The sequence below is a fragment of the Stenotrophomonas sp. 610A2 genome (genome assembly GCF_030549615.1).
GTDB classification, from domain to species: Bacteria; Pseudomonadota; Gammaproteobacteria; order Xanthomonadales; family Xanthomonadaceae; genus Stenotrophomonas; species Stenotrophomonas pigmentata.
This window is the reverse complement of the sequence record NZ_CP130832.1, coordinates 3,690,443-3,715,991: the sequence shown is the minus strand read 5'-3', so window position 1 is coordinate 3,715,991 and position 25,549 is coordinate 3,690,443. Positions and strand designations below refer to the sequence as shown.

24 protein-coding genes are annotated in these 25,549 nt (G+C 65.0%); 8 read left to right on the top strand and 16 right to left on the bottom strand.

Features of this window, described 5'->3' with window-relative positions; all coding sequences use genetic code 11:
* Positions 1-31: 31 nt before the first annotated feature.
* Both fghA and Q5Z11_RS16540 read left to right on the top strand, forming a co-directional pair.
* Positions 32-859: an S-formylglutathione hydrolase gene (fghA, locus tag Q5Z11_RS16545; RefSeq protein ID WP_303747403.1), complete on the top strand. Its 828-nt coding sequence runs from the start codon at positions 32-34 to the stop codon at positions 857-859.
* Positions 860-1,067: 208 nt separating this feature from the next.
* The gene (locus tag Q5Z11_RS16540) at positions 1,068-2,486 is read left to right on the top strand and encodes a GGDEF domain-containing protein (protein WP_303747402.1); all 1,419 of its coding nucleotides are present in this window, start codon (positions 1,068-1,070) and stop codon (positions 2,484-2,486) included.
* Between the two features lie 171 nt (positions 2,487-2,657).
* Here Q5Z11_RS16540 and Q5Z11_RS16535 read toward each other — a convergent pair whose 3' ends face one another.
* From Q5Z11_RS16535 to Q5Z11_RS16525, 3 genes are all read right to left on the bottom strand, one after another.
* A complete protein-coding gene (locus tag Q5Z11_RS16535; protein ID WP_303747401.1) occupies positions 2,658-3,335 on the bottom strand; it encodes a Dph6-related ATP pyrophosphatase in 678 nt (225 codons plus the stop codon).
* 3 nt (positions 3,336-3,338) lie between these two features.
* Complete coding sequence (locus Q5Z11_RS16530) at positions 3,339-3,677, bottom strand: hypothetical protein (RefSeq protein ID WP_303747400.1); 339 nt, start codon at positions 3,675-3,677, stop codon at positions 3,339-3,341.
* Positions 3,678-3,762: 85 nt separating this feature from the next.
* Positions 3,763-4,707 (bottom strand): DegV family protein, encoded by a 945-nt coding sequence (locus Q5Z11_RS16525; RefSeq protein WP_303747399.1) that lies wholly within the window; start codon positions 4,705-4,707, stop codon positions 3,763-3,765.
* 250 nt (positions 4,708-4,957) lie between these two features.
* Here Q5Z11_RS16525 and Q5Z11_RS16520 point away from each other — a divergent pair, with 250 nt between their 5' ends.
* Positions 4,958-5,497, top strand: a complete 540-nt coding sequence (locus Q5Z11_RS16520) for a DUF924 family protein (protein WP_303747398.1) — start codon at positions 4,958-4,960, stop codon at positions 5,495-5,497.
* 214 nt (positions 5,498-5,711) lie between these two features.
* Here Q5Z11_RS16520 and grxD read toward each other — a convergent pair whose 3' ends face one another.
* Positions 5,712-6,638, bottom strand: a complete 927-nt coding sequence (gene grxD, locus Q5Z11_RS16515) for a Grx4 family monothiol glutaredoxin (RefSeq protein ID WP_303747397.1) — start codon at positions 6,636-6,638, stop codon at positions 5,712-5,714.
* Between the two features lie 60 nt (positions 6,639-6,698).
* Between grxD and Q5Z11_RS16510 the strand changes: the two genes are divergently transcribed.
* Together Q5Z11_RS16510 and Q5Z11_RS16505 are read left to right on the top strand one after the other, a co-directional pair.
* Positions 6,699-7,478, top strand: coding sequence for a polysaccharide deacetylase family protein (locus tag Q5Z11_RS16510; protein ID WP_303747396.1), 780 nt, complete (start codon positions 6,699-6,701; stop codon positions 7,476-7,478).
* Positions 7,479-7,525: 47 nt separating this feature from the next.
* On the top strand, positions 7,526-8,782 hold the full coding sequence (locus Q5Z11_RS16505) for a DEAD/DEAH box helicase (RefSeq protein WP_303747395.1): 1,257 nt from the start codon (positions 7,526-7,528) through the stop codon (positions 8,780-8,782).
* Between the two features lie 246 nt (positions 8,783-9,028).
* Here Q5Z11_RS16505 and Q5Z11_RS16500 read toward each other — a convergent pair whose 3' ends face one another.
* The 4 genes from Q5Z11_RS16500 to Q5Z11_RS16485 form a co-directional block, all read right to left on the bottom strand.
* Complete coding sequence (locus Q5Z11_RS16500) at positions 9,029-9,358, bottom strand: DUF6172 family protein (RefSeq protein WP_303747394.1); 330 nt, start codon at positions 9,356-9,358, stop codon at positions 9,029-9,031.
* Positions 9,359-9,437: 79 nt separating this feature from the next.
* Positions 9,438-10,136 carry a class I SAM-dependent methyltransferase gene (locus Q5Z11_RS16495; RefSeq protein ID WP_303747393.1) on the bottom strand — a complete coding sequence of 233 codons (699 nt, stop codon included), beginning with the start codon at positions 10,134-10,136 and terminating at the stop codon, positions 9,438-9,440.
* Positions 10,133-10,774, bottom strand: a complete 642-nt coding sequence (locus Q5Z11_RS16490) for an SGNH/GDSL hydrolase family protein (protein ID WP_303747392.1) — start codon at positions 10,772-10,774, stop codon at positions 10,133-10,135. The genes Q5Z11_RS16495 and Q5Z11_RS16490 overlap by 4 nt, the downstream gene beginning before the upstream one ends.
* A gap of 9 nt (positions 10,775-10,783) precedes the next feature.
* Positions 10,784-12,055 (bottom strand): pyridoxal phosphate-dependent aminotransferase, encoded by a 1,272-nt coding sequence (locus tag Q5Z11_RS16485; RefSeq protein WP_303747391.1) that lies wholly within the window; start codon positions 12,053-12,055, stop codon positions 10,784-10,786.
* 321 nt (positions 12,056-12,376) lie between these two features.
* Between Q5Z11_RS16485 and rsgA the strand changes: the two genes are divergently transcribed.
* The gene (rsgA, locus tag Q5Z11_RS16480; RefSeq protein WP_303747390.1) at positions 12,377-13,474 is read left to right on the top strand and encodes a ribosome small subunit-dependent GTPase A; all 1,098 of its coding nucleotides are present in this window, start codon (positions 12,377-12,379) and stop codon (positions 13,472-13,474) included.
* A gap of 270 nt (positions 13,475-13,744) precedes the next feature.
* Positions 13,745-14,995 carry a flavohemoglobin expression-modulating QEGLA motif protein gene (locus Q5Z11_RS16475; protein ID WP_303750073.1) on the top strand — a complete coding sequence of 417 codons (1,251 nt, stop codon included), beginning with the start codon at positions 13,745-13,747 and terminating at the stop codon, positions 14,993-14,995.
* A gap of 6 nt (positions 14,996-15,001) precedes the next feature.
* Here the strand turns inward: Q5Z11_RS16475 and Q5Z11_RS16470 are convergent, their stop codons facing one another.
* The 8 genes from Q5Z11_RS16470 to Q5Z11_RS16435 form a co-directional block, all read right to left on the bottom strand.
* Positions 15,002-16,243 (bottom strand): FAD-dependent oxidoreductase, encoded by a 1,242-nt coding sequence (locus Q5Z11_RS16470; RefSeq protein WP_303747389.1) that lies wholly within the window; start codon positions 16,241-16,243, stop codon positions 15,002-15,004.
* Positions 16,244-16,328: 85 nt separating this feature from the next.
* On the bottom strand, positions 16,329-17,534 hold the full coding sequence (gltS, locus tag Q5Z11_RS16465) for a sodium/glutamate symporter (protein ID WP_303747388.1): 1,206 nt from the start codon (positions 17,532-17,534) through the stop codon (positions 16,329-16,331).
* Positions 17,535-18,054: 520 nt separating this feature from the next.
* On the bottom strand, positions 18,055-18,453 hold the full coding sequence (locus tag Q5Z11_RS16460) for a RidA family protein (protein ID WP_303747387.1): 399 nt from the start codon (positions 18,451-18,453) through the stop codon (positions 18,055-18,057).
* Positions 18,454-18,487: 34 nt separating this feature from the next.
* Complete coding sequence (locus Q5Z11_RS16455) at positions 18,488-19,927, bottom strand: N-acyl-D-amino-acid deacylase family protein (RefSeq protein ID WP_303747386.1); 1,440 nt, start codon at positions 19,925-19,927, stop codon at positions 18,488-18,490.
* Between the two features lie 4 nt (positions 19,928-19,931).
* Positions 19,932-20,807 carry a MurR/RpiR family transcriptional regulator gene (locus Q5Z11_RS16450; protein WP_303747385.1) on the bottom strand — a complete coding sequence of 292 codons (876 nt, stop codon included), beginning with the start codon at positions 20,805-20,807 and terminating at the stop codon, positions 19,932-19,934.
* A 2-nt stretch (positions 20,808-20,809) separates the two neighbouring features.
* Complete coding sequence (locus Q5Z11_RS16445; RefSeq protein WP_303747384.1) at positions 20,810-22,165, bottom strand: GntT/GntP/DsdX family permease; 1,356 nt, start codon at positions 22,163-22,165, stop codon at positions 20,810-20,812.
* 23 nt (positions 22,166-22,188) lie between these two features.
* On the bottom strand, positions 22,189-23,454 hold the full coding sequence (locus Q5Z11_RS16440) for an amino acid deaminase (protein ID WP_303747383.1): 1,266 nt from the start codon (positions 23,452-23,454) through the stop codon (positions 22,189-22,191).
* Positions 23,455-23,578: 124 nt separating this feature from the next.
* A complete protein-coding gene (locus Q5Z11_RS16435) occupies positions 23,579-24,727 on the bottom strand; it encodes an OprO/OprP family phosphate-selective porin (protein ID WP_303747382.1) in 1,149 nt (382 codons plus the stop codon).
* Between the two features lie 111 nt (positions 24,728-24,838).
* On the opposite strand from Q5Z11_RS16435, the gene Q5Z11_RS16430 reads away from it, so the two are divergent.
* Positions 24,839-25,498 carry a response regulator gene (locus tag Q5Z11_RS16430; RefSeq protein WP_303747381.1) on the top strand — a complete coding sequence of 220 codons (660 nt, stop codon included), beginning with the start codon at positions 24,839-24,841 and terminating at the stop codon, positions 25,496-25,498.
* Positions 25,499-25,549: the final 51 nt, after the last annotated feature.

Below are 25,549 nucleotides of genomic sequence, written 5' to 3'. Positions count from 1 at the left end.
CCAATCACCAACACCCAAGGATTCAAAAACCATGCAACGACTCGAACACCGCGCCTGCTTCGGCGGCTGGCAGGACGTTTACCGGCACGAATCCAAGGTGTTGGGTTGCGAGATGACGGTGGGTGTCTACCTGCCGCCGCAGGCCGAGCATGGCCCGTGCCCGGTGCTGTACTGGCTGAGTGGCTTGACCTGCACCGAGCAGAACTTCATCACCAAGTCCGGCGCACAGCGCTATGCAGCGGAGCACGGCATCATCCTGGTGTCGCCGGACACCAGTCCGCGTGGTGAGGCAGTTGCTGATGCGGAAGGTTATGACCTGGGCAAGGGCGCTGGCTTCTATGTCAACGCGACCCGCGAGCCGTGGGCACGCCATTACCGCATGTACGACTACATCGTCGATGAGCTGCCGGCATGGGTGGAAGCCGATCCGGCGGCCAGCGATGTGCGTGCGATCAGCGGGCATTCGATGGGTGGTCATGGTGCGCTGACCATCGCGCTCAGGAACCCAGGGCGTTACCGCAGCGTGTCTGCGTTCTCACCGATCGTGGCGCCGTCGCAGGTGCCATGGGGGCAGAAGGCGTTTGCTGCCTATCTGGGCGAGGATCGCGAGGTATGGAACGCATATGACGCGACCGAACTGGTTGCGCATGCGCAGGAGAGGCTGCCGCTGTTGATCGATCAAGGTGGCGCTGATGAGTTCCTTGAGAACCAGTTGCGCCCGCAGTTGTTGCAGGCGGCGTGCGAGGCGGCTGGGCACCCGCTGGAGCTGCGCATGCAGCCGGGTTACGACCACAGCTATTACTTCATCAGCAGCTTCATCGGCGAGCACATCGCCCGCCACGCCAAGGCGATGCGCTGAGCGCTTTGCGCTCTCCGCTTTTCTGTAGAGCCGAGCCATGCTCGGCTGGGGCGTTACCGGTAAGGTTCCTGCCGAGCATGGCTCGGCACTACAGCTGTGAAACCTCTGCCGAGCATGGCTCGGCTCTACAGGTACCGGGTCTGCATCACAGTGTGTCCATGGCGGTCGCGTTATCGTGCAGGTCCACGGCCTGTTTAATGGAGTATGCATGCCGCTGTTGCTTGCCCTGCTGTTTGCGGCCGGTCATGGCCTGGTGCTGGCGCTTGGGGAGGGCGGGGCCAATGCGGGCTCGTTCGTCTTCCTGGTGGCAGCGCCGTTGCTAGCGGGTGGTGCTTGCCTGTGGCGTGCCCGGCACGATGGTCTGGCACTTGGCTGGTATGCGATCGCGCTGGCGATGCTGCTCTGGGCCGGGGCCATGGCCCTCAACATGATCGACGCCTTGGGGGCCGGCCGAGCCGACATCACCCCGCGTGCGAGCCTGCTGCTGTATGTGGTGTATGGCGTGCCGCTGATCTTCATCCTGGCCCGCGCCCGGCGTGAACGGGTCCGCATCAGCCTGATCGATGCCGCCATGGCGGGATTGCTCGGCGTCCTGTTCTTCGTGCACACCGGGTTCTTTGCCGACCGCATCGACGTCGACGACCGGGCGATGGCGAATGTGCGTTACATGTTCGATATCCAGAACCTGTGCATCGCCGGTTTCGCGGTGGTGCGCTGGCTGGCCGATGATGTGCCCGAACACCGCGCCTTCTTCCGGGCGCTGGCGCTGTATGCGCTGGCGTATCTGCTGGTGGCCGGGTACATCAATCACTTCGCCTCGGAGGATTCCTTCGGCGCCTACAACGATGTGCTGATCGACCTGCCGTTCCTGTTGCTGGCGATGCTGGCGCTGCGGGATGTGCCAGTGCCGCGCTTCGTGCCCAGCCCGTGGTTGTCGCGGTTGGTGCAGGCCGGTGGCCCGATGATCCTGCCCTTGCTGCTGCTGGTGGTCGGGACTTTGGTGGTCGACCACGCGCGACCACTGGCCATCACCGGCTTTGTCGTTGCCACCTTGGGTTTCGGTGTGCGCAGCACCTTGCTGCAGATGGATCTGCTGGTGCGGCAGGCGTCGCTGGATCAACTGGCGCGCCAGGATGGGTTGACCGGCGTGGCCAACCGCCGCCAGTTCGATGCGGTGCTGCAGGCGGAATGGAACCGTGCCCGGCGCAATGGCAACGGGCTGGGTCTGTTGCTGGTCGATATCGATCACTTCAAGGCGTTCAACGACGCCCATGGCCATCCGGCCGGTGATCGTTGCCTGCAGGCGGTGGCGGCGCAGCTGCAGGCCCATCTTCGGCGTGCCACTGACTGCCTGGCGCGCTATGGCGGCGAGGAGTTCGCGGTGATCGTGCCCGATTGCGAGCGGGAGGATGCGGTCGCGGTTGCCGAGAACCTGCGGCTGGCGGTGCAGGCGCTGGCGTTGCCGGAAGGAAAGGTCAGCATCAGTGTCGGCGTGGCCTTCCTGCAGCCATCGGCAATGGCGCGCGCGATGCAGTTGTTGGTGGATGCCGATGCTGCCCTGTATGCGGCCAAGCATGCAGGCAGGAACCGGGTGTCGGTGCGCAATGAGGTGGTGTTGGGTGTCTGACTGCCGCTTGTGGTGATGGCTGGCTGCAGGAGCTGTGGGAGCTGTGGGAGCGGTGTGAGCCGCGAAGCCAGCGCGGCAACAGCGGTCAGGAACCGGTGATTGCGGGAACTATCGATGTTGTTCGGAGCAGTGGCTTCGCGGCTTATGGCCCTAGGCCACGCGGCGCCGCTCCTACAGCTGCAGATTGAAGTCGGTGTAGGCGTAGCGCGATTCGCGCAGCAGCGTGTCGCCGCGTTGCAGTGCCAGTGAGGTGCCGAACATTGGGCCAGCGCTTACGCAGGTATGGAATTCGCCATTCTCGCCGCAGGCGTCGATGCCGTCGGGGAGTTCGGCAAGCAGTGCATGGTCGAATGCGCTGCCGGCAAGATCGGCATCCAGGTGATGGGTGTCCACGCAGCACAAGTGTGCTTTGAGCCCGCTGCTGATCATCTCAGCCGCCAGCGCAGTTGTGTCGCGGCCAAACAGCGGAAACAAGGTATTCCAGCCTTGCGCCGCGTACTGCTGCTCGCGCCATGCGCGGATGTCCTGCAGCAGCAGGTCACCGAAGGCGATGGTGTGCAGGCCAGGCCAGCGCTGCTGCGCCTCGGCCAGGGCGGTTGTCATGCGCTGCAGGTAAACCGCGTTGTCGCAGGCCTGCGGTATCCATGCTTGCAGCAAGGGCAGGCCGGCGGCGGCCGCCTGCGCCTGCAATACCGTGTGGCGTACACCCTGCATCGAGGAGCGTTCATAGCCTTCGGTAAGGGTGCTCAGCAAGGCGACGACTTTGATGTCATCGCGTTGCTGGAGTTCATGCAGTGCCCAGGCGGCGTCCTTGCCGCCGCTCCAGGACAGGAGAACCGCCGTGCTCAAGACTCAGCGCACATCACGCAGTTCCCAATGATTGCCGGCCAGCATGCGCAGGCGCTGCTTGAACAGGTCGCCGGGCAGGCTGGTGCTGGCGACCAGGTCGATGCGCAGATCGGACTGCTTGCCGGTGACCGTGGCTGCTGGATCGGTTGCGCCCAGGCCCGGATCGACGTCTTCGGGTTCGTCCTGGGTGGCCTTCCAGCGCTCGAACAACTCCGGTGTGCGCAGGGCCGCCTGCAGCTGCTCGGCGAAGGCGTCAGCGCCACTGGCGGTGAATGACAGGCGCGGATCGCTGCCGCGGGCCTTGGCGGGATCAGGGAGCGAGATGGAGTAGTGCACGGTCATTGGGGGCCTCCTTGTTGGAACAGCAGACTAGCGCGTCGGCTGTAGAGATATTGTCCAGAACGCATGGCCTGGCCTGTGCTCCAGGTCAGCTGCCGAAGGTATGCGGTTCATCGGCAAAGCCAATCGTCACCGCGCCCTTGCCGACATTGACCATGCCGGTCAGGCTCATCACCGCTTCCAGCAAGGCGACGCCGTGCTGGTCGCAGGTGTCGCGCAGCTGCTGGTAGCCGGGCAGGGCGCTCAGCTCGTCCAGCGGGCCGCCGTAGCTGACGCATACCGTCGGGGTGATCAGGCCGCGCACAACGCGCCTGCCAACGAAATCGAACAAAGCCTGCACGGCAGGGTCGAAGCCCTTGATCTTGGCCACTGGCTCGGTATTGCCGCGGTAGCCGTGCAGCACCGGTTTGATGTCCAGGGCGCTGCCAAGCGCAACGCTGAGCAGGCCGACGCTGCGGTCGCCCTTGTGGCGGGCGCGGGCACGCAGGTAGTACAGGTCGCGGGTGACCATGTAGCCGTGCACGTTGCTGGCCACGTGTTCCAGGCGTTCGCGCATCTGCGGCACGGTGGCGCCGCTGTCGCGCAGGCGCACGGCTTCGACCGCGCTCACCGCCTGGGCGGCGAACAGGTTCTGGGTGTCGATGACGCGCAGGCTGAACGGCGAGTTGTAGCCGGCCGCCTGGCGGATCGGCTTGTATTCGTTGAGGATGCTGTAGCTGGCCTGCACCGCGTTGTCGTGCAGGGGGCTGCGGGTGCGGGTGATGGTCATGCAGAACACCTGGTCGAAATCGGTGACCAGACGGTTGAGGAACAGCTCGCGGATCTGTTCGGCGCTGTAGGGGATGGTCTCCGCCTCGGCGCTGCGCTCGCTGAGCGGGCCGTGCAGGAAGGCCAGGGTTGATTCCTGGTCCCGGTGGTCCGGGAGCAGGGTGTCGCCGATCCGCACGCTGATCGGGAGCAGCACGATGTTGTTGCCCTGCAAGTAACCTGCAGGCAGGTCGCAGGCTGAGTCGACCACGATTCCTATGCGCATACTGTCGTTTCCCCCCCCGGGTTGGTAACAGTCTCGAAAGATTGGAACCCTATCGCAATTTTGGGCGGTTAGAGGCGGTTTCTTCGCTCATCTTCGCAATAAAAGTCATCTTTTTTCACCGTTCCCTCATTTCCTCCTGCGGGGCTGGCCATTAAGCTAACGCCCAGCAAGCTCGGTCAGCTCCCGGGTTGCGACGGCATGGGTGGGGAGTGTCACCGCCTGACGGTAGGTGATGAGCCAGGGATCAGTGATGGAAACGGCAGGTTCAGTGGTTGAGTTCTGGCGCGCGGCAGGTCCGCAGCGCTGGTTTGAGCGTAATGAGGCATTTGATGCGGAGTTCCGGGAGCGTTTCCTGGACCTGCACTACCAGGCTGCCCGGCGCGGCTGTGAGGATTGGCTGGAGAACGCCGATGGCGCGCTGGCCTTGCAGATCCTGCTGGACCAGTTCCCGCGCAATTGTTTCCGCGGCACCGCGCACTCTTACGCTACCGACGGCCTGGCCCGGCACTACGCCATGCGTACCATCGAGGAAGGTTGGGACCGCGAGCTGCCGCTCAAGCTGCGGGCCTTCATCTACCTGCCGTTCGAACACTCCGAGGATCCGCAGGACCAGGAGCGCGCGGTGGCGATGTTCGAGGTGCTGGGCGACCTGGAGTACCTGAAATACGCCGAGCTGCACCGCGACATCATCCGGCGCTTCGGCCGCTTCCCGCACCGCAACGCGGTGCTGGGCCGCATCCCGACCGCCGAGGAACTGCATTTTCTTGCCGAAGGTGGCTTTGCTGGTTGAGCGCCCGGCAGGGGCTGGAGTTGCTGACGGCGTTAGCCGCGAAGCCGACATTGCTGCAGCGCTCGCTACCTTTGCGATCGGACGTTCTATCAGCTTCGCGGCTGACGCCGCTCCTACAAAAAGCAGGCAATCAGGCTGCCGTTCCCGCGCTTGTTCAGCGCAGAAAAAACGCCGGCTATGCCGGCGTTTTTCGTATTGCTGCAGCGCGGTCCGATCAGTACTTCGGAACGCTGTTGTCCACGTTCTCCGACCAGGCATCGATGCCGCCGGTGATGTTGAACACATTGGTGAAGCCCAGTGCCAGGAACTGCGATGCAGCCTGGGCGCTGCGGCCGCCGCGGTGGCACAGGAATGCCAGTGCGGTGTCCTTGGGCAGGGCTTCAAGCTTGGCGCGGTTGTCACCGTCGAAGGTTTCGAAGCTGCCATTGATCGCGGCGATGGCACGCTCGTCGGCCGGGCGCACGTCCACCACGGTGATGGCACCGGCACGCAGCTGGTCGTCGGCGCTGCGCACGTCCAGGTCCTGCACCGGCTTGGGTGCGTTCGGGTTGTTGATCGCCAGGCCCTGGCCGCGGATGTCGTCGACCCAGTCGATGGTGATGCCGTTGGCACGACGCGCGCTGGAGGAATCGAACTGCACGCGCAGGCCGTTGGACTCGGCTGCAATGGCATTGGCGTCGAACGGGGCCAGCTGGAAGTTCGGCTGGAAGCTGGCATCGATGCTCAGCTGCAGTGCCGCGCCCGGGGCGTCGGCCAGTGCGCCCTTGAGCATTTCAACTGCGGCCGGGGTGACGGTGATCGACGGCGGGGTGCGGTCCGGCGCGGCCAGGCCAAGCAGGCTGCTCAATTCGCCGCTGCTGGCCATCTGCAGGATGATGTCGCTGCCGCCGATCAGCTCGCCGTCCACGTACAGCTGCGGGATGGTCGGCCAGTCGCCGTAGGCCTTGATGCCTTCACGGATTTCCTGGTCGGCCAGCACGTTGACGTGGCCGAACTGCACGCCCAGGTCCTGCAGCGCGCCAACAGCCTTGGCCGAGAAGCCGCACTGCGGCATGGTCGGCTGGCCCTTCATGAACAGGACGACGCGGTCGGCGCCGAGGATGGATTCAATGCGCGAACGCAGGGCGGGGTCCAGGGACATCGTGAACTCGTATAGGTGGTCGTAGACCAGCTGATTCTACGCTGCATGGCATCATGGGGAATGACTGCCCCGGAAACCCTGCATCGCATTCCCGTACACCCTTGGCGCTGGTTGCCTTGGCTGGTTCTCTCGCAAGCGCTGGTTGTGCTGCTGTGGTGGCAGTTGGGCTGGATCTGGGGCCTGCCCCTGCTGCTGCTCAGCCACGCGTTGTTCATCGTGCCGATATTCCTGCCCAACAGCCGTTTCTATGCGCCGGTCGTCAGCCGTGCGCCCGGCCAGGACGTGTGGCTGACCATCGACGATGGCCCATCCGAGCAGACCCTGGCGGTGCTGGATCTGCTCGACCGGCACGATGCCAAGGCCACCTTCTTCATGGTCGGCGAGCGCGCGCAGGCGCGTCCGGAGCTGGTCCATGAGGTGCTGCGGCGCGGGCATGATCTGGGCAATCACAGCCATTCACACCCGCAGGCGCGCTTCTGGGCGCTGGGCCCGGTACAGATGGCGCGTGAGATTGGCCAATGCCAGCAGGCGCTGACCGCCATCGCCGGAGCGCCGCCGCGCTGGTACCGCTCGGTAGTCGGCATGACCAACCCGTTCGTGGCGGCTGCACTCAAGCGCCACGGCCTGGTGCGGATTGGCTGGAGCGCCCGCGGCTACGATGGCGTGAACTGCACGCCGGAAGGTGTGGTTTCGCGGATTGCGCCTGATCTGGCACCCGGCGCCATCGTCCTGTTGCATGAAGGTGCCGCCCACGGCCACAACCTGGCCATCGTTGCGGCAGTGCTGCAGCAGCTGCAGGTGCGTGGCCTGCGTGCCCGCCTGCCGCAGGCAACAGCGTAGACTCGCTCCCCCGCCATTGCGCGGCGCTCTGGACCCGGACCCACACCATGCCTTTCTCCCAACTTGGCCTGTCTCCCTACGTGCTGCCAGCGCTGCAGCAGGCCTTGCAGCAGGCCGGCTATCTGGCGCCAACGCCGATCCAGCAGCAGGCCGTGCCCTTGCTGCTGAAGGGACGCGATGTGGTGGCGCTTGCACCCACCGGTTCCGGCAAGACCGCTGCCTACGTGCTGCCGGCATTGCAGCGCTTCTTCATGGCCACGCCACGCAAGCCGCGCGTGCTGGCCGAGCTGATCCTGGTGCCGACCCGTGAGCTGGCCCTGCAGGTCAGCGATGTGTTCACCACCTTGGGCCGCGAGCTGCCGCGTCGGCCGCATCTGGTCTGTGCGGTCGGCGGTGTGTCGATCAATCCGCAGATGATGTCGCTGCGTGGTGGTGCCGACATCGTCGTGGCGACCCCGGGACGCTTGTTGGACCTGCTGGCGCATAACGCGTTGTCATTGAAGCAAGTGCAGCTGCTGGTGCTGGATGAAGCCGACCGTCTGCTGGAGCTGGGCTTTGGCGATGAGCTGCGGCAGATCCTGGCCGAGTTGCCGGTAAAGCGGCAGACCGCCTTGTTCTCGGCAACCTTTGCTGCGGATATCCAAGCCTTGGCAGCGGCTGGCCTGCATGAACCGCAGCGCTTGGAAATCGGCGAGCAGTCGGCGCCGGATATCGAGCAGCGGACCATCCATGTCGATAGTACCCGGCGCGCCGAGTTGCTGCTGTCCTTGCTGGAAGACCCGCAGTGGCAGCAGGTGTTGGTGTTTGTCGGCAGCATCCGTGACGGTGACCGCTTGGCGTCACAGCTGCGCAAAGCCGATATCAATGCGCAGGCACTGCACGGCGAACTGTCGCAGGGGCGACGCTTCCGCATGTTGCAGGATTTCAAGGATGGTCAAACGCGGGTGCTGGTCGCGACCGACCTGGCTGCCCGCGGCATCGATATCACCCGTTTGCCGGTGGTGGTGAATTACGACCTGCCGCGTGCGCCGGCCGACTACCTGCACCGCATCGGCCGTACCGGCCGGGCAGGGGAGAAGGGATTGGCGCTGAGTTTCGTCGATTCGGCTGCGATGGCGCATTGGCGCCTGATCTGCAAACGCCATGGGCTGCCGAACGCGGCCGAGGTGATCGAGGGCTTTGAGCCTACGCAGGCAGCACCGGTGGCCAGCGTGGTCGCCGACGACAACGGCGGCATCAAGGGCCGCAGGCCGAGCAAGAAGGATCGCCTGCGGGCGGCAGCGGCGGGAAAGGCCGAGCCCTGAGGGCACCACAGTAGAGCCAAGCCATGCTCGGTAGCGCGTTACCGGTGTAGTGCCGAGCCATGCTCGGCAGAGGCCTTACCGGTAAAGCCCCTTGCCGAGCATGGCTCGGCACTACATGTGGATTGCTGGTAAAGCCCCTTGCCGAGCATGGCTCGGCACTACATTGGCGTTGCTGGGAAAGTCCCTTGCCGAGCATGGCTCGGCACTACCGATGGCCCCTCTGCCGGCGGCGAGGGGCTTGGGCGATCAATCTTCGAAGTCGGTCTCTGCTGCCGGAGCGGCTTCAGCCACCGGGCGCGGGCTGCGCTTGGCCGGCTTGCTCACGACTTCGACGTAGAACTGGGTGTTGCCAGCGGCCACCAGCGCGTCGATTGCGCGGAACAGTTCGTCATACCCCACCGGCTTGGCCGAGGCTTCGTCCACGCCCAGCTTGCTGTCGAAACCCCAGGAATCGGCGCCGGCCGGCAGTGCCTTGCCGCGCTCACGCTTGGTGTACTTGCGGATGTCGTGCTTGCTGGCTTCCAGCAGGCGGTCGGGGTGCTTGCCTTCGATGGCGAGGCTATAGGTCTTCTTCACGGGAATCTCGTTGCTGCGCCAGCCCGGTTGGGTTGGCAGGGACTGGCACCATTATCGGTGCAAACGGCTGGACCGTGGTTCAACCGCGTTCGGCGACCAGCAGCCAGTTGTTGAATGGGGTGTTGCCGTACAGCGGGGTGAGGCTGACGGTCAGGCCGCATTGTTGCAGCAAACAGCGCAGAGATTCGGCATCCGGGTAGTGGCGGGGCCTGGATTGCATCCAGCCGATCAGGTTGGCGGCGCGGTCGCCGATGCGCGATATGCGGCCACGGCGGGTGTGATCGGCCAAGGCCATGCGCATCACCAGTCGGCCGTCGTCCCCCAGCATGGCCGCCACGCTGCGGAGCAGGGCCTGTTGGGCCTCGTCGGGCAGGTATTGCAGGACATCCAGAATGGCGACGCTGCCGCGGTGGCTGGGCAGGGTGGTAGCGAGGTCCATGACTTCGAACGTGCTGGCGTCCAGGCCTGTGCGCGCGGCAACCTTGGTCGCGCGCTGGATCTTGGCAGCGTCGTTGTCGACGCCCCGGTATGGCAGCTGCTGGCCATCGTGGCGCAATGCATGGGCAAGCAGGCCCAGCCCGCAACCCATGTCCAGCACTGGCGCGGTGCTGCCGCGCAGGGCCTGGAGTACACCGGGATAAAGCGGATCGCTGCGCAGTTTGCCCAGCGTGTAGTAGTAGTCCCAGCGGTTACCCCAGGGACGCGTTGGTGCAAAGGCGCCGGCAATGGCCTTGGCGGCATCGGCCGGGAAGGCGTGATTGCCGGCCTGCCCCGTCACGTCGAGGGCGGCGCCTGCAGGAGTTCGGCAGCGACCGGCAAGGCCGCCTGCATCCAGCGCTGGTACATCGCGGCCGAGGGATGCAGGCCATCATCGGCCAGCATTTCCGCCGTTTCTCCAGCGTCGCGGCTGGTCGGGGTGATGTCGACGAAGGCGACGCCGTAGTCACCGCAGCAGGCATGCGCGGCAGCGTTGAAGTCGTCGATTTCGCGGGCGACCTGGGCTGCATCGCGGCCGTTCTGCTGCGCGTACGGGGTAAAGCCCCAGTCCGGCGTGGACAGCACCAGCACCCGTCGCGGGTCTTCGCCGGCCAGGGCGATCGCGCGCTGCAGCAGTTGCTCGAACTGCTGCCGGTACTCGGCCAGCGGCCGTCCGCGGTACTGGTTGTTGACCCCGATCAGCAGGCTCACCAGTGCGTACGGCCCTTGCGGGGCCTCGGCGTCGATGGCGGCAGCCAGCTCGTCGGTGGTCCAGCCGGTGGTGGCGATGACCTGCGGGTCGTCCAGCTCAATGCCTTGTGCACGTAGCGCGGCGGCGAGCTGGAACGGCCAGGTACCGGCCTGCAGCACGCCTTCACCGATGGTGTAGGAGTCGCCCAGCGCCAGGTAGCGCGTGGAAGTGGCTGTGGTTTCGGTCATCAAGGCCGATCAGCCGACCGCACTGCGCGGTTTGAGCTGCACGACCTTGGTGACTGCTTCTGCACGGCGGCTGAGCAGCTTGTCGATGCGGCCGAAGACCTCGCGCATCACGCTGGCCTCGGGCAGCAGGGTCACCCGGAAGTGGTTGCGGTAGGGCACGTTGAAGCTGGAACCCGGTACCACCAGCACGCCTTCTTCTTCCATCAATTGGAGGGCGAAGTCGTGGTCGTCGAAGCCTTGCGCGGCGGGGCCAACGACTGCCGGGAATGCGTACAGCGCGCCGGACGGTGCCACCAGCGACAGGTGCTCGCTGGCCTCACAGGCCTCGATCACCGCGCGGCGGGTTTCGTACAGGCGGCCGCCGGGGCTGCACAGTTCGGAAATGGTGTCCGGGCCGTTGACCGCTGCTTCGATCGCGTACTGACCCGGCACGTTGGCACACAGGCGCAGGGCGCTGAGCAGGTCGAGCGCGGCGCGGAATTCACCCAGCTGCTCGCCGGCACCGGACAGCAGCATCCAGCCCACGCGCCAACCGCAGGCGCGATGCACCTTGCTGAGGCCGCTGAAGGTCAGGCAGGGATGATCGCCGGCCAGCGGTGCGACCGGCTGGAACTGGGTGCCGTCGTACAGGATCTGGTCGTAGATTTCGTCCACCAGCAGCAACAGGTTGTGCTTGCGGGCGATGGCGACGATTTTTTCCAGCAGCTCGCGCGGGTAGCTGGCGCCGACCGGGTTGTTCGGGTTGATCAGCACGATGGCGCGGGTGCGCGAGGACACCAGCGCTTCCATCTCCACCGGATCAGGCAGGAAGCCGTTTTCCGGACGGCAGCGGTAATACACCGGGCGGCCATCGTTGAGGATGGTGGCAGCCGACCACAGCGGGTAATCCGGCGACGGCACCAACACTTCGTCGCCCGGGTTGAGCAGGGCGCGCAGCGACAGGTCGATCAGCTCGGACACGCCATTGCCCAGGAACACGCGGTCAGCCACGGCATCGGGCGCGCCACGGCGGGCGTAGGCGGCGGCGATGGCTTCACGTGCGACCGGAAGACCCTGCTGATGGGTGTAGGGATCCGTACGGCCCATGTCATCGGCGATGGCGTGCTGCAGGTGTGCAGGCGCGCGGAAACCGAATGCACCGGGATTGCCGATGTTGAGCTTGATCAGCTTGCGGCCCTGGGCCTCCAGCTCCCGCGCTCGTCGGGCCAGTTCACCACGGATTTCGTAGCGGACTTCGGACAGGCGTTCACGGGTAGCTAGCGGTTTGACAGGGCTTGACATTTTCTCAGGGCCATCAAGGGCATGGACATCGCATGGTAGCCGAATTGTTGCGCTGCGGGGCGGGGGTTTCGTGCCGGGAAAGGGGAATCGGCAACAGGGATTGGTTGCAGGTAAAAACAACGGCCAAAGCAAGGGCAAAGGCACCCCTCCCCAACCCTCCCCTGCGCTGCGCGCAAGGGAGGGGGCAAGGCTTGGCTCCCTCCCTTTTCCGCAGGCAAGGGGAGGGCCGGGGAGGGGTGCTTTGGCTTTAGCTCTTGTCCAGCCCCAGCTCAACTGAACCGCCATTCCCGGCTGCAAGCCCCGCCCCGGTAGAATCCCCCAATGACTGATTCCATCGACTTCGATTCGCTGCGCCATATCGGCTGGCCCTGGCCCGGTGCTCCCGAGGACCCGCAATGGCAGGAGGCTTTTGCCGCCCATCCGCAGGCGCGGCCGGGGCGGGTGATCGAGCAGCACCGCTCCGGTTACGTGGTCGCCGATGCGCCCGACAACAGCCTCAAGACCGAGTCGCCGCCGGAATGGCAGCGGCCGCGTTTCCCCAGCCATGAGCGGGCAGCGGTGGGTGACTGGGTGCTGCTGGATGGCAAGCGCATCGTCGCGCTGCTGCCACGGCATACCTCGATCAAGCGCGGCGCTGCCGGTGAGCATTACCACCAGCAGGTGATCGCGGCCAACATCGATACGGTATTCATCGTCTGTGGCCTGGACGCGGACTTCAATCCGCGTCGCATCGAGCGCTATCTGCTGCTGGTTGGCGGTGGTGGCGCATCGCCGGTGGTGGTGCTGACCAAGGCCGACCAGACCGAGTACAGCGAAGACGCGCTGGCGGTGCTGGAAGACCTGGCCGCGCAGCAGATTCCGTTGCTGGCGATCAACGGCAAGGACCCGGAAAGCGTCTCGGCCCTGCTGCCGTGGCTGGGTCCGGGCAACACCGTGGTGCTGGTGGGGTCTTCCGGTGCCGGCAAATCCACCTTGACCAACACGCTGTTGGGCGAGGACCGGATGAAGACCAACGAAGTGCGCAGCAATGATTCGCGCGGTCGTCATACCACCACCCATCGCGCGTTGATGCCGCTGCCGTTCGGTGCCTGCCTGATCGATACGCCCGGCATGCGTGAGCTCAAGCCGACCGGTGAGGAAACCCTGTCCGAAGGCGGCTTCGCCGATATCGAAGAGCTGACCACGCAGTGCAAGTTCCGTAATTGCTCGCACCAGAGCGAGCCGGGATGTGCGGTGCAGGAAGCCATCGAACGCGGTGACATCGATGAGACCCGATTGGAGAGCTATCTCAAGCTGCGCGAGGAAGTGGCGCTGGCCGCGGCCAAGCTGGCACAGCGACAGGCCGAGCAGGCGACCGAGCGCAAACACAGTGGACGTGGTGCGCAGTGGCGGCCGATAAACAAGGGCAAGCGCCGCTGAAGCCGGCGCCGCTGCTTCGGCTCCCTCCCTTTTGCGAAGCAAAGGGGAGGGTTGGGGAGGGGTAAGCTCTTCGCAGCACTGATGCGGTTGTGGCTTCGCGGCTTACGCCGCTCCTACAGCTCCCTCCCTTTTGCGTAGCAAAGGGGCGGGCTGGGGAGGGGTAAGCTCTTCGCAGCATTGATGCGGTTGTGGCTTCGCGGCTTACGCCGCTCCCACAAATAGCGCGATCGCTCCGCGGAATCACTTGATTTGAACGAGGCAGGCATGGACATGGTTGATACCCACGACGATCCAGCCATCAGCCATCACGCCGCGCTTGATGCGCGCATGGTGGCAGCGGTGCGCGGTGTGCGCCTGCTCGGTTTGACCAGTTGGCCAGCCAATACCCAGGCGCCCTTCCTCGATAGCGTGGCGCGCGGCAAGCCGGTGCTGCCGCAGGTCGACTACCCGAAGCAGGATTTCAGCGATACGCGGCGCGAACTGGCCGCGATCATGGCCGCTGCCGATACCTCGCATCCGCTGGGCGTGTACGTGCACGACTCGGCGCAGAGCTGGGATCTGGCTGCGGGCCTGCTGGAAGCGCTGGGAACGCGCGCGGTAGGCGAGTACTCGGCGCAGCTGTTCGGTGTGCCTGAGCAGCCGATGCCGGGCAATGGCCCGACCACCCGTGATGCGGCGCGACACTTCATCCAGATTGCCGAAGAACTCGATCGCGAACTGCTGGCACCGGAAGAACAGGTGCCGGTATCGGCGACGGCGCTGCAGTTGATGCTGCAGAGTGACCTGGATGATTTCTTCGACCAGCGCCTGATCACCGTCGAACTGGACCGTGAATTGATCGCCAAGGCGGCGGCCGGTGCAACCCGCATCCGCTTGCGTACCAGTGCCAGCTTCAGCGCCTACGATCGCGCCCAGCTCTACCACCATGAGGCGCTGGTGCATTCATTGACCGCGTTGAACGGTCGCGAGCAGGTGCTGCTGCCCAGCCTGGCGCTGTCCTCGCCGCGTATCACCGCGACCCAGGAAGGCCTGGCGACGTTCGCCGAGCAGATCACCGGCAGCATCGACATCCAGCGGCTCAAACGCATCAGCCTGCGCATCGAGGCGATTGCGATGGCACGCGACGGTGCTGACTTCATCGAAGTCTTCAAGTATTTCCGCGCTGCAGGGCAGACTGCCGAGGAGAGTTTTTCCTCCGCGCAACGCGTGTTCCGCGGAGTGCCGACCAGTGGCGGCACGGCCTTCACCAAGGACACGGTCTACCTGCGCGGGCTGGTCTCGGTGCACACCTTCTTCCGGCAGATGCTGCGCGATGAAAAGCTGCAGACCTGTCGCTGGTTGTTCGCCGGCAAGATGACGCTGGGCGATGCGGTGGCATTGACGCCGCTGTTCGAGGCCGGCGTATTGGCAGCACCACGTTGGCTGCCACAGTGGATCAACCGCGCCAATGGCCTTGCCGGCGCGTTGGCGTTCTCGCTGTTCGCCAACCGCATCCGCATGGACCAGATCAGCGAAACCTGAGTGTGCTCAGGGGGTGCCCAGCAACTGCTGCACGGCCCGCTCGGCACTGCCCATCGCCAGCGTCCAGCCGAGCATGCCGTGGCCGATGTTGCAGGCCAGACCATCGCCGAGGTTCCTGATGATGGGTGAGCTCCACGGCGTGACCGGACGCAGGCCAGCCCAACTGCTTTCGATGTGATCGTAGTCGGCAGCTTCAGGCAGTGAGGCACGTGCTTGGTAGATAAGTGTGGCCAGCCGCTTGGGTTCCGGCGTCGGATTCCAGTCGTTGAGGTCGGCCAGGCCGGCAACACGGATGCGCTCGCCAAGACGGCAGAACACCAGTTTGCGTTTGGTGTCGGTGATGCTGACCTTGGGGGCGTTGGCACCCAATGGTGCAGTGAAGGAATAGCCCTTGATTGCCATCACCGGCATGCGCAAGCGCAATGGCTTGAGCAGGGCGGGGCTGTCGATGCCGGCGCAGACCAGTACGCGCGCCGCCTGCAGCCTGCGGCCGTCGCGGGCCTGCAGTTGCCACTGCCCTTCCGCGCGACGCAGTGACTGCGTATCGAAACCGAACAGCGCCTGCACGCCGTAGTGTTGCTGCAGAACCTGCAGCAAGCCTTGGCTGAAGCGGTAGGGATCGCCGGCTTCTTCCTCGGGCGAATAAACCCCGCCAGCCAACCACGGTGCGCCGCTGAGTGCGGGCTCGATGGCGGTGGCCTCGGCGGCATCGACAAGCCGTTGCTGCACGCCGTAACCGCGCTTGAGCGCGATCATCGAAGCCGCTCCCTGCACGCCCTCGGCGGACGGATACAGGTGCAGCTTGCCGGAGACCTCGTGGTTGAACTCGATGGGGTGCAGCTGCAGCAAGGCCTGCATGGCCTGACGCGATTCCAGCGCCAGTTCCAGCGTGGCCAAGGTGTTGCGCTGCAGTCCCGCTGCGTTGGCTTGGCGTAGGAAAGCCAGGCCCCAGCGCAGGAAATCCGGGTCGGCCGACCAGCGCGTGCGGAAAGGCCCGTTGCGGCCGAACGCCATTTCCGGCAGTTGTGCCCAGGTTGCCGGACCAGCCATCGCGTCGGTGTAGGCGTAGCTGAGCTGTGCGCCGTTGGCGAACGAAGTGCCCAGCGCAGGCCCGCTATTGCGATCCAACAGCAGTACCGAGCAGCCGCGCTTTGCGGCGGCATACGCAGTGGCCAGGCCCACCACGCCAGCGCCGATGACGACCAGGTCATGGCGGGAGGAAAGATCGGGCGCGGCGTTGGATGTCATCAGTGGAACAGCACGGGGCAGGTGATGCGCAATTGTCGCGCCAACCCGTGCGCAAGGCACGGATATGGCGCACGGAACCGGCGGCTTAGTGCGGCCAGAAGTTCAGGAAGCCGGTGATGATCAGCGCATTGATGAAGTCGATGAAGAAGGCGCCGACCAGCGGAGCCACCAGGAAGGCGCGTGGCGCCGGCCCGTAGCGCTGCGCCAGTCGACGCATCACCGCCATCGCGTTGGCGGTGGTGCCGAGCATGAAGCCGATGAAGCCGCCGCCCATCACCGCCGCGTCGTAGTCACGGCCCATCAGCCAGTAGATCGGCACCGCGAACAATGCAACGACCGAGACCTGGATGATCAGGTTGACCAACAGCGGCAAGCCCATGCCAGCCAATTCCCACAGCTTCAGGTCCATCAGCGCGATGGCCAGGAACAGGGCAAGCGAGATGTTGCCGATCAGATCGGTGGTCGGTACCGACAGCTTGATCCAGCCGGTGTAGTCATCGATGTTGCGGATGATGGCGCCAACCAGCATCGCGCCGATATAGGTCGGCAGGGTCAGGCCGATACCTTCGAAACCCTTGCCTACCCACACGCCCAGCCACATCGCCATCAGCAGCACGACGATGCTCTTGAGGGCATCGAACTCGCGCGCGGACTCGCTGGGGTAGCGCACGGTGACTGCTTCGTCTTCGCCGAGTTGCGCGCCGGTGGCCTTCTGGCTGGGATGCTTCACCTTGAAGCGCTGCATCAACACGGTGATCACCGGGCCGCCGACCAGACCGCCGCAGATGATGCCGGCCATGGCCGCCGTCACTGCCAGGCTTTCCGCGCCGACCAGGCCGGCCTGCTCGAAATGCCCGGCAAAGGCCAGACCGGTGGCCGGGCCGCCGGTCAGGGTGGCCGAACCGGCCAGCACACCGAACATCGGATTCAGGCCGAACATCTTGGCCACGCTGATGCCGATCAGGTTCTGCAGCACCGCGAAGATGCTGCCGATCAGCAGGAACAACATCACCTGCTTGCCGCTGACCCGCAGCAGCCGGACGCTGGCGTTGATGCCGAGCGTGGTGAAGAAAGCCACCATCAAGGGTGTCTTGAGCGTGGTGTCCAAGGTGAACAGGGTGGTTTGCTGGCTGTGTGCCCACCACACTGCAAGGGCAACCAGGAGGCCGCCAACCACCGGTTCAGGCAGGTTGTAGCGGCGGAAAAACGGAATGGCGCGGCACAATGCGTAGCCGGCGAACAGGGTCAAGCCGGCAAAGGCGACTGTCTGTACTGCGTCAAGTTGGATCATCGGAACGGGGACCTTGCACCAGCGAAAGGCGAACTTTGTCGTTCCCAACGCACAATAGCAACCGGGCCTAAAGGCACTGGACCGGTTTTTGGGTGCTTTCTGGTAGCGGTAATCGCGTGGTGCAGGGCCATGTCCGGTAGATGCATGGCCAGAAATCCACCGTAGTGCCGAGCCATGCTCGGCAGGGGCATTACCAGGAAATCCAGACGTAGTGCCGAGCCATGCTCGGCAGGGGCATTACCAGAAAATCCAGACGTAGTGCCGAGCCATGCTCGGCAGGGGCATTACCAGAAAATCCAGACGTAGTGCCGAGCCATGCTCGGCAGGGGCATTACCAGAAAATCCAGATGTAGTGCCGAGCCATGCTCGGCAGAGGCATTGCCGGGACAGCCTCTGCCGAGCATGGCTCGGCACTACAGTGAAGTGTTACCAGGACAGCCTCTGCCGAGCATGGCTCGGCACTACGGTGAAGCGTTGCTGGGACAGCTTCTGCCGAGCATGGCTCGGCACTACAGTTGGATCAATCGCGCTTCGGGCGCTTGTAGGCCACGCAGTCCACTTCCACCTTGCAGTCCACCACCATGCGGCTTTCGACACAGGCGCGGGCCGGCGGGTTTTCTCCAAAGTAATGCTTGAACACACCATTGAAGGCGTAGAAATCGCGGGCGTCATCCAGCCATACGCCGCAGCGCACGACGTGCTCGGGGCCGTAGCCGGCCTCGGCCAGGATCGCCAGCACGTTGCCGATCACCACATGTGATTGTTCGGTCACGGTGCCGGCGACCAGTTCGCCGTCGCGCATCGGTACCTGCCCGGACACGAACAGCCAGCCGTCGGCTTCGACTGCGCGCGAGAACGGCATGTGCTGCTTGCCCTGGCCAACGCCACCTTCGGCGCCATAGCGTTTGATGTCACTCATCGGTATTCCTTTATATGGGTACAGCGGTTGCAACTCAGGCTGCTGGTGCAGCCTCGGGGCAGACAAAACGGCCGGCGCGGGCAACGACCTGTTTGCCGTCGTAACTCAGGCAGCCATTGACCCAGACCGCGCTGATGCCTTCGGCGGCGCGGATCGGGTCGTGGAAATCCGCGGTGTCGCGTATCCGCTCCGGGTCGAACAGCACCAGGTCGGCACACCAGCCGGGGCGTATGAAACCGCGTGCACCCATTGCAAAACGCGACGCTGGCAGGCCGGTCATCTTGTGCACGGCGGTATGCAGGGGGAACAACTGCTCATCGCGTGCGTAGTGGCCAAGCACGCGCGGGAAGGTGCCCCACAGGCGCGGATGTGGGCGAGGGTCGCGCGGCAAACCGTCCGAGCCGATCATGGTCAGCGGATGGGCCAGGATCTGGCGTACGTCGGCCTCGTCCATGCCGTGGTAGACCGCACCGGCCGGTTGCAGGCGGATGGCAGCGTCCATCAACGAAACGCCCCAATCGTTGGCGATGTCGGCCAGCAGGCGCCCGCCTTGCTCGGGTTCTGGCTCGGACCAGGTGATCAGGATGTCGAAGGCGTCGGTGACCTGCTTCAGGTCCAGGGTGGAGGCGCTGGCGGCGTACGGATAGCAGTCACAGGCGACGTCCTGGGTGGCCGAAGCGGCCTGCAGGCTGGCCAACACTTCGCCACTGCGGCCCCAGTTGTCGATGCCGGCGCACTTCAGGTGCGAGACGCGCACGGCCGCCTGCGGTGCACGTGCAGCGTGGAAGGCTTCCTCCATCGCTTCAAGAATCCCGCCGAACTCATCGCGCAGGTGGGTGGTGTACAGCCCATCGCGTGGCAACTCGGTTGCCAGCGCATCGACTTCCGAGGACGGGGCGCTGAAGGCCGAGGCGTAGGCCAGTCCGCTGCTCAAGCCCAATGCGCCTTGCGCGAGGCTGTCGCGCAGCTGCGCGCGCATCGCGATGATTTCATCCGCGCTGGCAGCGCGGTCCAGCCTGTCCATGTGGTTCTGGCGCAGGGCAGTGTGGCCGACCAGCGCGGCCACATTCACCGCAGGGCCGGCGAGCTCCACTGCCTTGCGGTAGCTGGTGAAATCCGCATAGCGGAAGTCCTCGACATCGCCCAGCAGGTTCATCGGGTCCGGCACCTGGCCGCGTATCCGTACCGGGCTGGCGCTGATGCCGCAGTTGCCGACCACAACCGTGGTCACGCCCTGCGACAGTTTGCTGAGCATGTCCGGATTGCGGATCACCTCGATGTCATCATGGGTGTGCACATCGATGAAACCCGGTGCCAGTGCCAGCCCCTGCGCATCAACTATGGTTGAAGCCGCTGCGCCGCCCAGCTGGCCAACCGCGACGATGCGACCGGCATCGATGGCGACATCGCCATGCATGCCGGCTTGGTCGCTGCCATCGAAGATCAGCGCATTGCGTATCAAGAGCTCGTGCATTGGATCAATCACCCAGCGGCAGGCGCGAGTCACCGCCGCGATGGCGGTCAAGGGCAAGCTTGATACGGCGCAGATGCTCGTGGTTGGCGTTGGCGTCGTTGAGCGCGGTGGTGGTGGCGAGCACGTCGATTGCCAGCATCATCGCGTAGCGCGAGGCCGAGGGCTTGAACACGAAGTCGGTCTCCTCGATCTGGATCGGCAGCAGCCAGTCGCTGCGTTCGGCCAAGCTTGTGTTGGCCTGGGTGATTGCGCCGATGCGGGCACCATAGGTGCGCGCGATATCCACCGCCGAGATGATTTCCGGGGTGATGCCGCTGACCGAAAGCACCAGCACCAGATCCTGTGGGCCGAGCGTGGCGCCGATGATCTTCATCATCAAGGCATCGCTGCAGGCCGATACCGGGCGGCCGAAGCGTACGAAACGACTCTGCAGTTCCTGCGCGAACACCGTGGAGCAACCGCCCAGGCCGAAGATGTGGATCATCCGCGCCTGGCAGATCGCTTCGGCCAGTTCCTGCACCACGTCTTCTTTCAGGTTGGCGATGTTGTGGCGCAGGCTTTCCTGGATGTCATCGCAGATCTGCGCGTACAGCGCGGATACCGGCGGTGCGTTCTGCTGTTCGAGGAAGCGCTTGCCCACCGCACTGGCCGAGGCAAGCCGTGCACGCAGTTCGCGCACGTGCTCGCAGCCCAGTGCCTTGGCAAAACGCGAGATGGCGGCGGCGCTTACTTCGGCGCGTTCGGCCAGCTCACTGACCCCGTACTGCGCGGCGGCATCCACGTCAGCAAGGATCGCCGCGGCGATGCGCGCTTCCACCGGGCTGAACTCGTGCTGGCGCTGGCGCAGCTCATAGACGATATCGAACGTATTCTGCGACATGTTCAAAGCACCATGGACAGGGCCATCACCAGGGAAAGGGCGATGACGGAAATAAGGGTTTCGAGCACCGTCCAGGTCTTGAAGGTCTGGGCGACAGTCATGTTGAAGTATTCCTTCACCAGCCAGAAGCCACCGTCGTTGACATGTGACAGCACCACCGAACCGGCACCGGTGGCCAGCACCAGCAATTCGGGATGGGCATAGCCCATGGCAGCGGCAATCGGCGCGACGATGCCGGAGGCTGTGGTCATCGCCACGGTCGCCGAGCCGGTGGCGATGCGCATCAAGGCGGCCATGGTCCAGCCCATCAGCAGCGGCGACAGCTCGAAACGCTGCGACAGGCCGATGATTTCCGCGGCCACGCCGGTATGCACGAGGATGCCATTGAGGCCGCCACCGGCACCGACCAGCAAGGTGATGGCGGCGGTGGGTGCCAGGCATTCCTGGGTGAACTTGAGGATCTGCTCGCGGCTGAAGCCGCGCAGCAGGCCCAGAGTGATGAAACTCATCAGGGTCGCCAGCAGCAACGCCACCACCGAGTGGCCGATGAAACGCAGGCCGTGGTTGAGCGCCGAGCCGGGTGTTGCGATCTGGTCAGCCCAGCCGCCGAGCAGCATCAGCACTACCGGCAGCAACAAAGTGGCCAGGGTGATGCCGAAACTGGGCAGGTGCTCATCGGGAATGCGGCCATGGCCTTCGTCCAGCAGTGCTGCTTCCATCGGGTTGTGTGCGGGCAATTGCACCCGGGGCGCGACGAACTTGGCGAAAATCGGGCCGGCGACGGCAGCGGTCGGCAAGCCGATCAGCAGCGAATAGAACACGGTGCGGCCGACATCAGCGCCATAGGCATGCACTGCCAGCATCGCCGCCGGATGGGGTGGTACCAAGCCATGCACCACTGACAGGCCCGCGACCATCGGCAGGCCGACCAGCAGCAGTGGCACGCCGGTGCGACGAGCGACATTGAGCACGATCGGGATCAGCAGCACGAAGCCGACTTCGAAGAAGATCGGCAAGCCCACGCAGAAGGCGATCAGCATCATCGCCCAGTGCACGTTCTTGGTGCCGAAGCGCGCAATCAGGGTGCGCGCGATGCGCTCGGCGCCGCCGGACTCGGCCATCATCTTGCCGAGCATGGTGCCCAGCGCGACGATCAGCGCGATATGCCCCAGCGTCTTGCCGACGCCTTGCTCATAGGCAGGCAGGATCTCCGGTGCCGGCATGCCGGCAAACAGCGCCAGGCCCACCGACACCAGGGTGACACTGATGAAAGGGTTGAGCCGGAAGCGGGCGATCAGCACGATCAGTGCAAGGATCGACAATGCGGCGTAGATCAACAGCAGGTTACCGTCGGTCATGCGTACAGGCTCGAAGGAGGCGGTTAGAACTGCGTGGAAACAGCGCCGACAACGCGGTGCGCGTCATCGACCACCAGCAGGTGGCGCCATTTGTCGAAGGTCAGGCAGGGATGGGAAATATCGAAGCAGAGCATGTCGCCTACCTGCAGGTCATCGTCGGCCTGCAATTCGAGGAAGGCGTGCTGGTCCATCATCGCGGTGACCTTCCAGTGCGCGGCGGCGTTGCTTGGTGCGGCGTCGCCTGGGCGATAGTGCAGCGCAGGCACGGGGAAGCCGGCATCGAAGGCGGCGTCGCGTTTGCCCAGGCCGATGATGGCCTTGCCCGGTTCCGGCCGTGATTGCACGTAAGCCCATAGCCGCAGCGCCGGTTGCAGGCTGCTGCCCATCTCGCGGGCGATCGGATTGCTGGCATGGATGCGCTCGGCGGCTTGCCGGTAGATGCCGACGTCGTGGCTGAGATAGCAGCCCGGACGCAGCACGATCTGCGCATCGGCATCGTTGGCAAGCACGGAGAATTCTTCGGCGACCACATCGAACCAGGCCGAGCCGGCGCCGCTGAGGATGGCCGGCAACTGACGGAAGCCGCCGTTGGCACGGATCGCCTGCCACTGCGCAAGGCTGCGTTGCAGCATGCCGCGCACGCCGGCCTCATCGCTGGCGACACCTTCATAGACTTCCACGCCGACCAGCGCGACCGCATCCGGCCACCGTGCGATCTCGTCCAACACGGCCTGCGCCTGCGCGTCATCGCGCACGCCGGTACGGCCGCCGGCCAGGCCAATCTCCAGCAATACCTTTATCTGTTGCCCGCGCGCGCTGAAATAGCTGCCCAGTGCGGCCACATTGGCGGCCGAATCCACCACGCAGGCGAACCAGAAGCCCGGGTCGCGTTGCTGCAGGGAGGCGATCAGCTCGAAATTGCCCTTGCCGACCAGCTGGTTGGCAAGCAGCACGCGCTGCACGCCTTCGGCATGGGCAGCGACGGTTTGCGGCGCGGTGGCCAGGGTGATGCCCCAGGCACCGGCATCGAGCTGCATGCGGAACAGTGCCGGGCTCATGGTGGTCTTGCCATGCGGCGCCAACTGGCAGCCATAGGCCTGCGCGAACTGCCGCATCCATTGCAGGTTGTGCTGCAGCGCCGGGGCGCTGAGCACGGCAGCAGGCAGGCTCAGCTGCTCTTCGAGAATGGACGGCGCGGCTGCCGCAATCGACGCGGGCGTCCACGGGCCGCCACTCGGGAGGCCCTTGCCGACTAGAACTGCTTCGGAATGAAAGTAATTTTCCTGCACGAATCCTGCCTCTTGCCGTGGTCACCCGGGATTATGGGTGGCTATTGGGGCTAAAGGGGAGGATACGTGAAAATTATTTTCTTGTGTGCGCTTGGCAATCCCGCCGCGGAAGGGACGGGCGGGGCTAGAAGTGAAGCTGGGCGCGACCTGCGAGCACCCCGGTATGGTCCAGCGCCAGCCCGCGCAGTTCATCACGACGCCGGCTGTCGGTCCAGTCCAGCATCAGCCGGAGCTTGCTTGAGGCGTACCAGTTCACTCCCACGGTCCACGCTTCAGCGGTGACGTCCCGCTGCTGCGCCGGCCACTGGCGACCATTGATGCGGTCGTAGCGCGCGACCAGTTCCCAGGCACCGGAGTCACGTTCGGGGTCCAACTGGACAAAGCGGCCACCCTTGGCGTCGTAGGGGCGGGTTTCTCCCGTAAGCAGCCAGCTGCCCTGCAGGTAGGCGGCCTGCACTTCGCCACGTTGCTCGCCGTCGTCGTAGCGGGCACCGCCGTACTCGGCCTGCCACGACCATGGCCCGGAGACACCAGCGGTCTCGAAGCTGTAGCGGTTGACCGTAACTGCCCGACCATTGCGGAAGTCCACCAAGGGCAGGCGTCCGTGCCTGCCAAGATGGCCGGTTGCGCGGACCTGCGCGCGCGTTGGCAGGGCGTCGTCGGCACCGGGATGACTGTGATGCTCGCGGGCACCGGAGACACCAAAATGCAGTACCCGGCCGGGCTGGCTCCATGGCGCATGGCCAATGCGACCGCCGATGACGTGGCCCTTGGCCTGCCACGCGTCGATGCTTTCCAGGCTGAAGACGCTGCCACTCCAGAAAATGCCGTCGTGGTTGCCTTGCGCGCCGATGCCCAGCCGGTAGGCAGTGCCCAGTGACTGAACCAGGTAGCTGCGCTCGATGGTGGGCGTGTGGTTGGAGCTGCTGCGGTCGTCCAGCGTATAGAACTGCTTGAACTGTCCAACCGTCAGCAGGGCGCTGCCGATCTTGTGGGTGAGATAGACATCACGCGCGACGGGGCGATGGCCGGCGAAGTCAGCCTCGAGCTTGTAGCCAATGCCATGGACCTTGCCTGCCACTCCCAGCCACGCCGCACGCAGATCGTCGCCGCGGCGCTCGTCCGGTCCGCGGTTGTCGTTGTCGAAACGGGCGAACTCGTAATACAGGCGGCCGCTGGCAGTGGCGGTGATGTCGTCGTTGGCGAGCGCGGCGGGCGTGGCGGCCAGCATCAGCAGGCCGGAGATTGAAGCGCGCAGGGTAGAACTGGCCATCCGTTGCCTCGGCATAGTGGGGAGTGCGCGGACGATAGACAGGGCCAGTTCGGCCACCAATAGCGATTTAGGACTAGGGCGGGTAGGCGTCCCCCGTGCCAAACTGGCGGCATGAGCCTGATCAAGGTGCTTGTTGCCGACGACCATCCCTTGTTCCGTGCCGCCGTGCTGCATGCACTGCGCGACGGCGGTGCCGTGGGCGAGATGCTGGAAGTGGCCAGTGTCTCGGCCCTGACCCAGGCGGTGGCCGAACATGCCGATGTGGACCTGGTCCTGCTCGACCTGACCATGCCCGGCGCGCATGGGTTTTCCTCGTTGGTGTGGCTGCGCGGCGAACGGCCGGAACTGCCGGTGATCATCATTTCCTCCAACGACAACCCACGGGTGATTCGCCGCGCCCAGCAATTCGGTGCGGTTGGCTTCATTCCAAAATCCGCGCCGGTGGAGTCGATAGGGGCGGCGGTGGCTGCGGTGATGGACGGCGATACCTGCTTTCCACCACTGGCCGCAGTACGTTCCGAGCACGATGCCTTGCTGGCCTCGCGGCTGGCGCGGCTTACCCCGCAGCAGATACGCGTGCTGCTGTGCATGGCCGATGGCCTGCTGAACAAGCAGATCGCCCATGTGCTGGGGTTGGCCGAGAACACGGTGAAGGTGCACGTCACCGCCGTGCTGAAGAAGCTCGAATGCAATAGCCGCACCCAGGCAGCGGTGCTGTTGAAGACGCTGGAGGCGGAGTGGGAGCCAGAGTTGCCAGGACCCGCACCGTAGTGCCGAGCCATGCTCGGCAGGGGCTTTCCAAGCAACCCCAACGTAGTGCCG

Bases quoted from the DNA above. Each gene is read 5' to 3' on its own strand.
- fghA (WP_303747403.1), top strand. From the start codon at position 32: ATGCAACGACTCGAACACCGCGCCTGCTTCGGCGGCTGGCAGGACGTT.
- Q5Z11_RS16540 (WP_303747402.1), top strand. From the start codon at position 1,068: ATGCCGCTGTTGCTTGCCCTGCTGTTTGCGGCCGGTCATGGCCTGGTG.
- Q5Z11_RS16530 (WP_303747400.1), bottom strand. From the start codon at position 3,677: ATGACCGTGCACTACTCCATCTCGCTCCCTGATCCCGCCAAGGCCCGC.
- Q5Z11_RS16525 (WP_303747399.1), bottom strand. From the start codon at position 4,707: ATGCGCATAGGAATCGTGGTCGACTCAGCCTGCGACCTGCCTGCAGGT.
- Q5Z11_RS16520 (WP_303747398.1), top strand. From the start codon at position 4,958: ATGGAAACGGCAGGTTCAGTGGTTGAGTTCTGGCGCGCGGCAGGTCCG.
- grxD (WP_303747397.1), bottom strand. From the start codon at position 6,638: ATGTCCCTGGACCCCGCCCTGCGTTCGCGCATTGAATCCATCCTCGGC.
- Q5Z11_RS16510 (WP_303747396.1), top strand. From the start codon at position 6,699: ATGACTGCCCCGGAAACCCTGCATCGCATTCCCGTACACCCTTGGCGC.
- Q5Z11_RS16505 (WP_303747395.1), top strand. From the start codon at position 7,526: ATGCCTTTCTCCCAACTTGGCCTGTCTCCCTACGTGCTGCCAGCGCTG.
- Q5Z11_RS16490 (WP_303747392.1), bottom strand. From the start codon at position 10,774: ATGACCGAAACCACAGCCACTTCCACGCGCTACCTGGCGCTGGGCGAC.
- Q5Z11_RS16485 (WP_303747391.1), bottom strand. From the start codon at position 12,055: ATGTCAAGCCCTGTCAAACCGCTAGCTACCCGTGAACGCCTGTCCGAA.
- rsgA (WP_303747390.1), top strand. From the start codon at position 12,377: ATGACTGATTCCATCGACTTCGATTCGCTGCGCCATATCGGCTGGCCC.
- Q5Z11_RS16475 (WP_303750073.1), top strand. From the start codon at position 13,745: ATGGTTGATACCCACGACGATCCAGCCATCAGCCATCACGCCGCGCTT.
- Q5Z11_RS16470 (WP_303747389.1), bottom strand. From the start codon at position 16,243: ATGACATCCAACGCCGCGCCCGATCTTTCCTCCCGCCATGACCTGGTC.
- gltS (WP_303747388.1), bottom strand. From the start codon at position 17,534: ATGATCCAACTTGACGCAGTACAGACAGTCGCCTTTGCCGGCTTGACC.
- Q5Z11_RS16460 (WP_303747387.1), bottom strand. From the start codon at position 18,453: ATGAGTGACATCAAACGCTATGGCGCCGAAGGTGGCGTTGGCCAGGGC.
- Q5Z11_RS16455 (WP_303747386.1), bottom strand. From the start codon at position 19,927: ATGCACGAGCTCTTGATACGCAATGCGCTGATCTTCGATGGCAGCGAC.
- Q5Z11_RS16450 (WP_303747385.1), bottom strand. From the start codon at position 20,807: ATGTCGCAGAATACGTTCGATATCGTCTATGAGCTGCGCCAGCGCCAG.
- Q5Z11_RS16445 (WP_303747384.1), bottom strand. From the start codon at position 22,165: ATGACCGACGGTAACCTGCTGTTGATCTACGCCGCATTGTCGATCCTT.
- Q5Z11_RS16435 (WP_303747382.1), bottom strand. From the start codon at position 24,727: ATGGCCAGTTCTACCCTGCGCGCTTCAATCTCCGGCCTGCTGATGCTG.
- Q5Z11_RS16430 (WP_303747381.1), top strand. From the start codon at position 24,839: ATGAGCCTGATCAAGGTGCTTGTTGCCGACGACCATCCCTTGTTCCGT.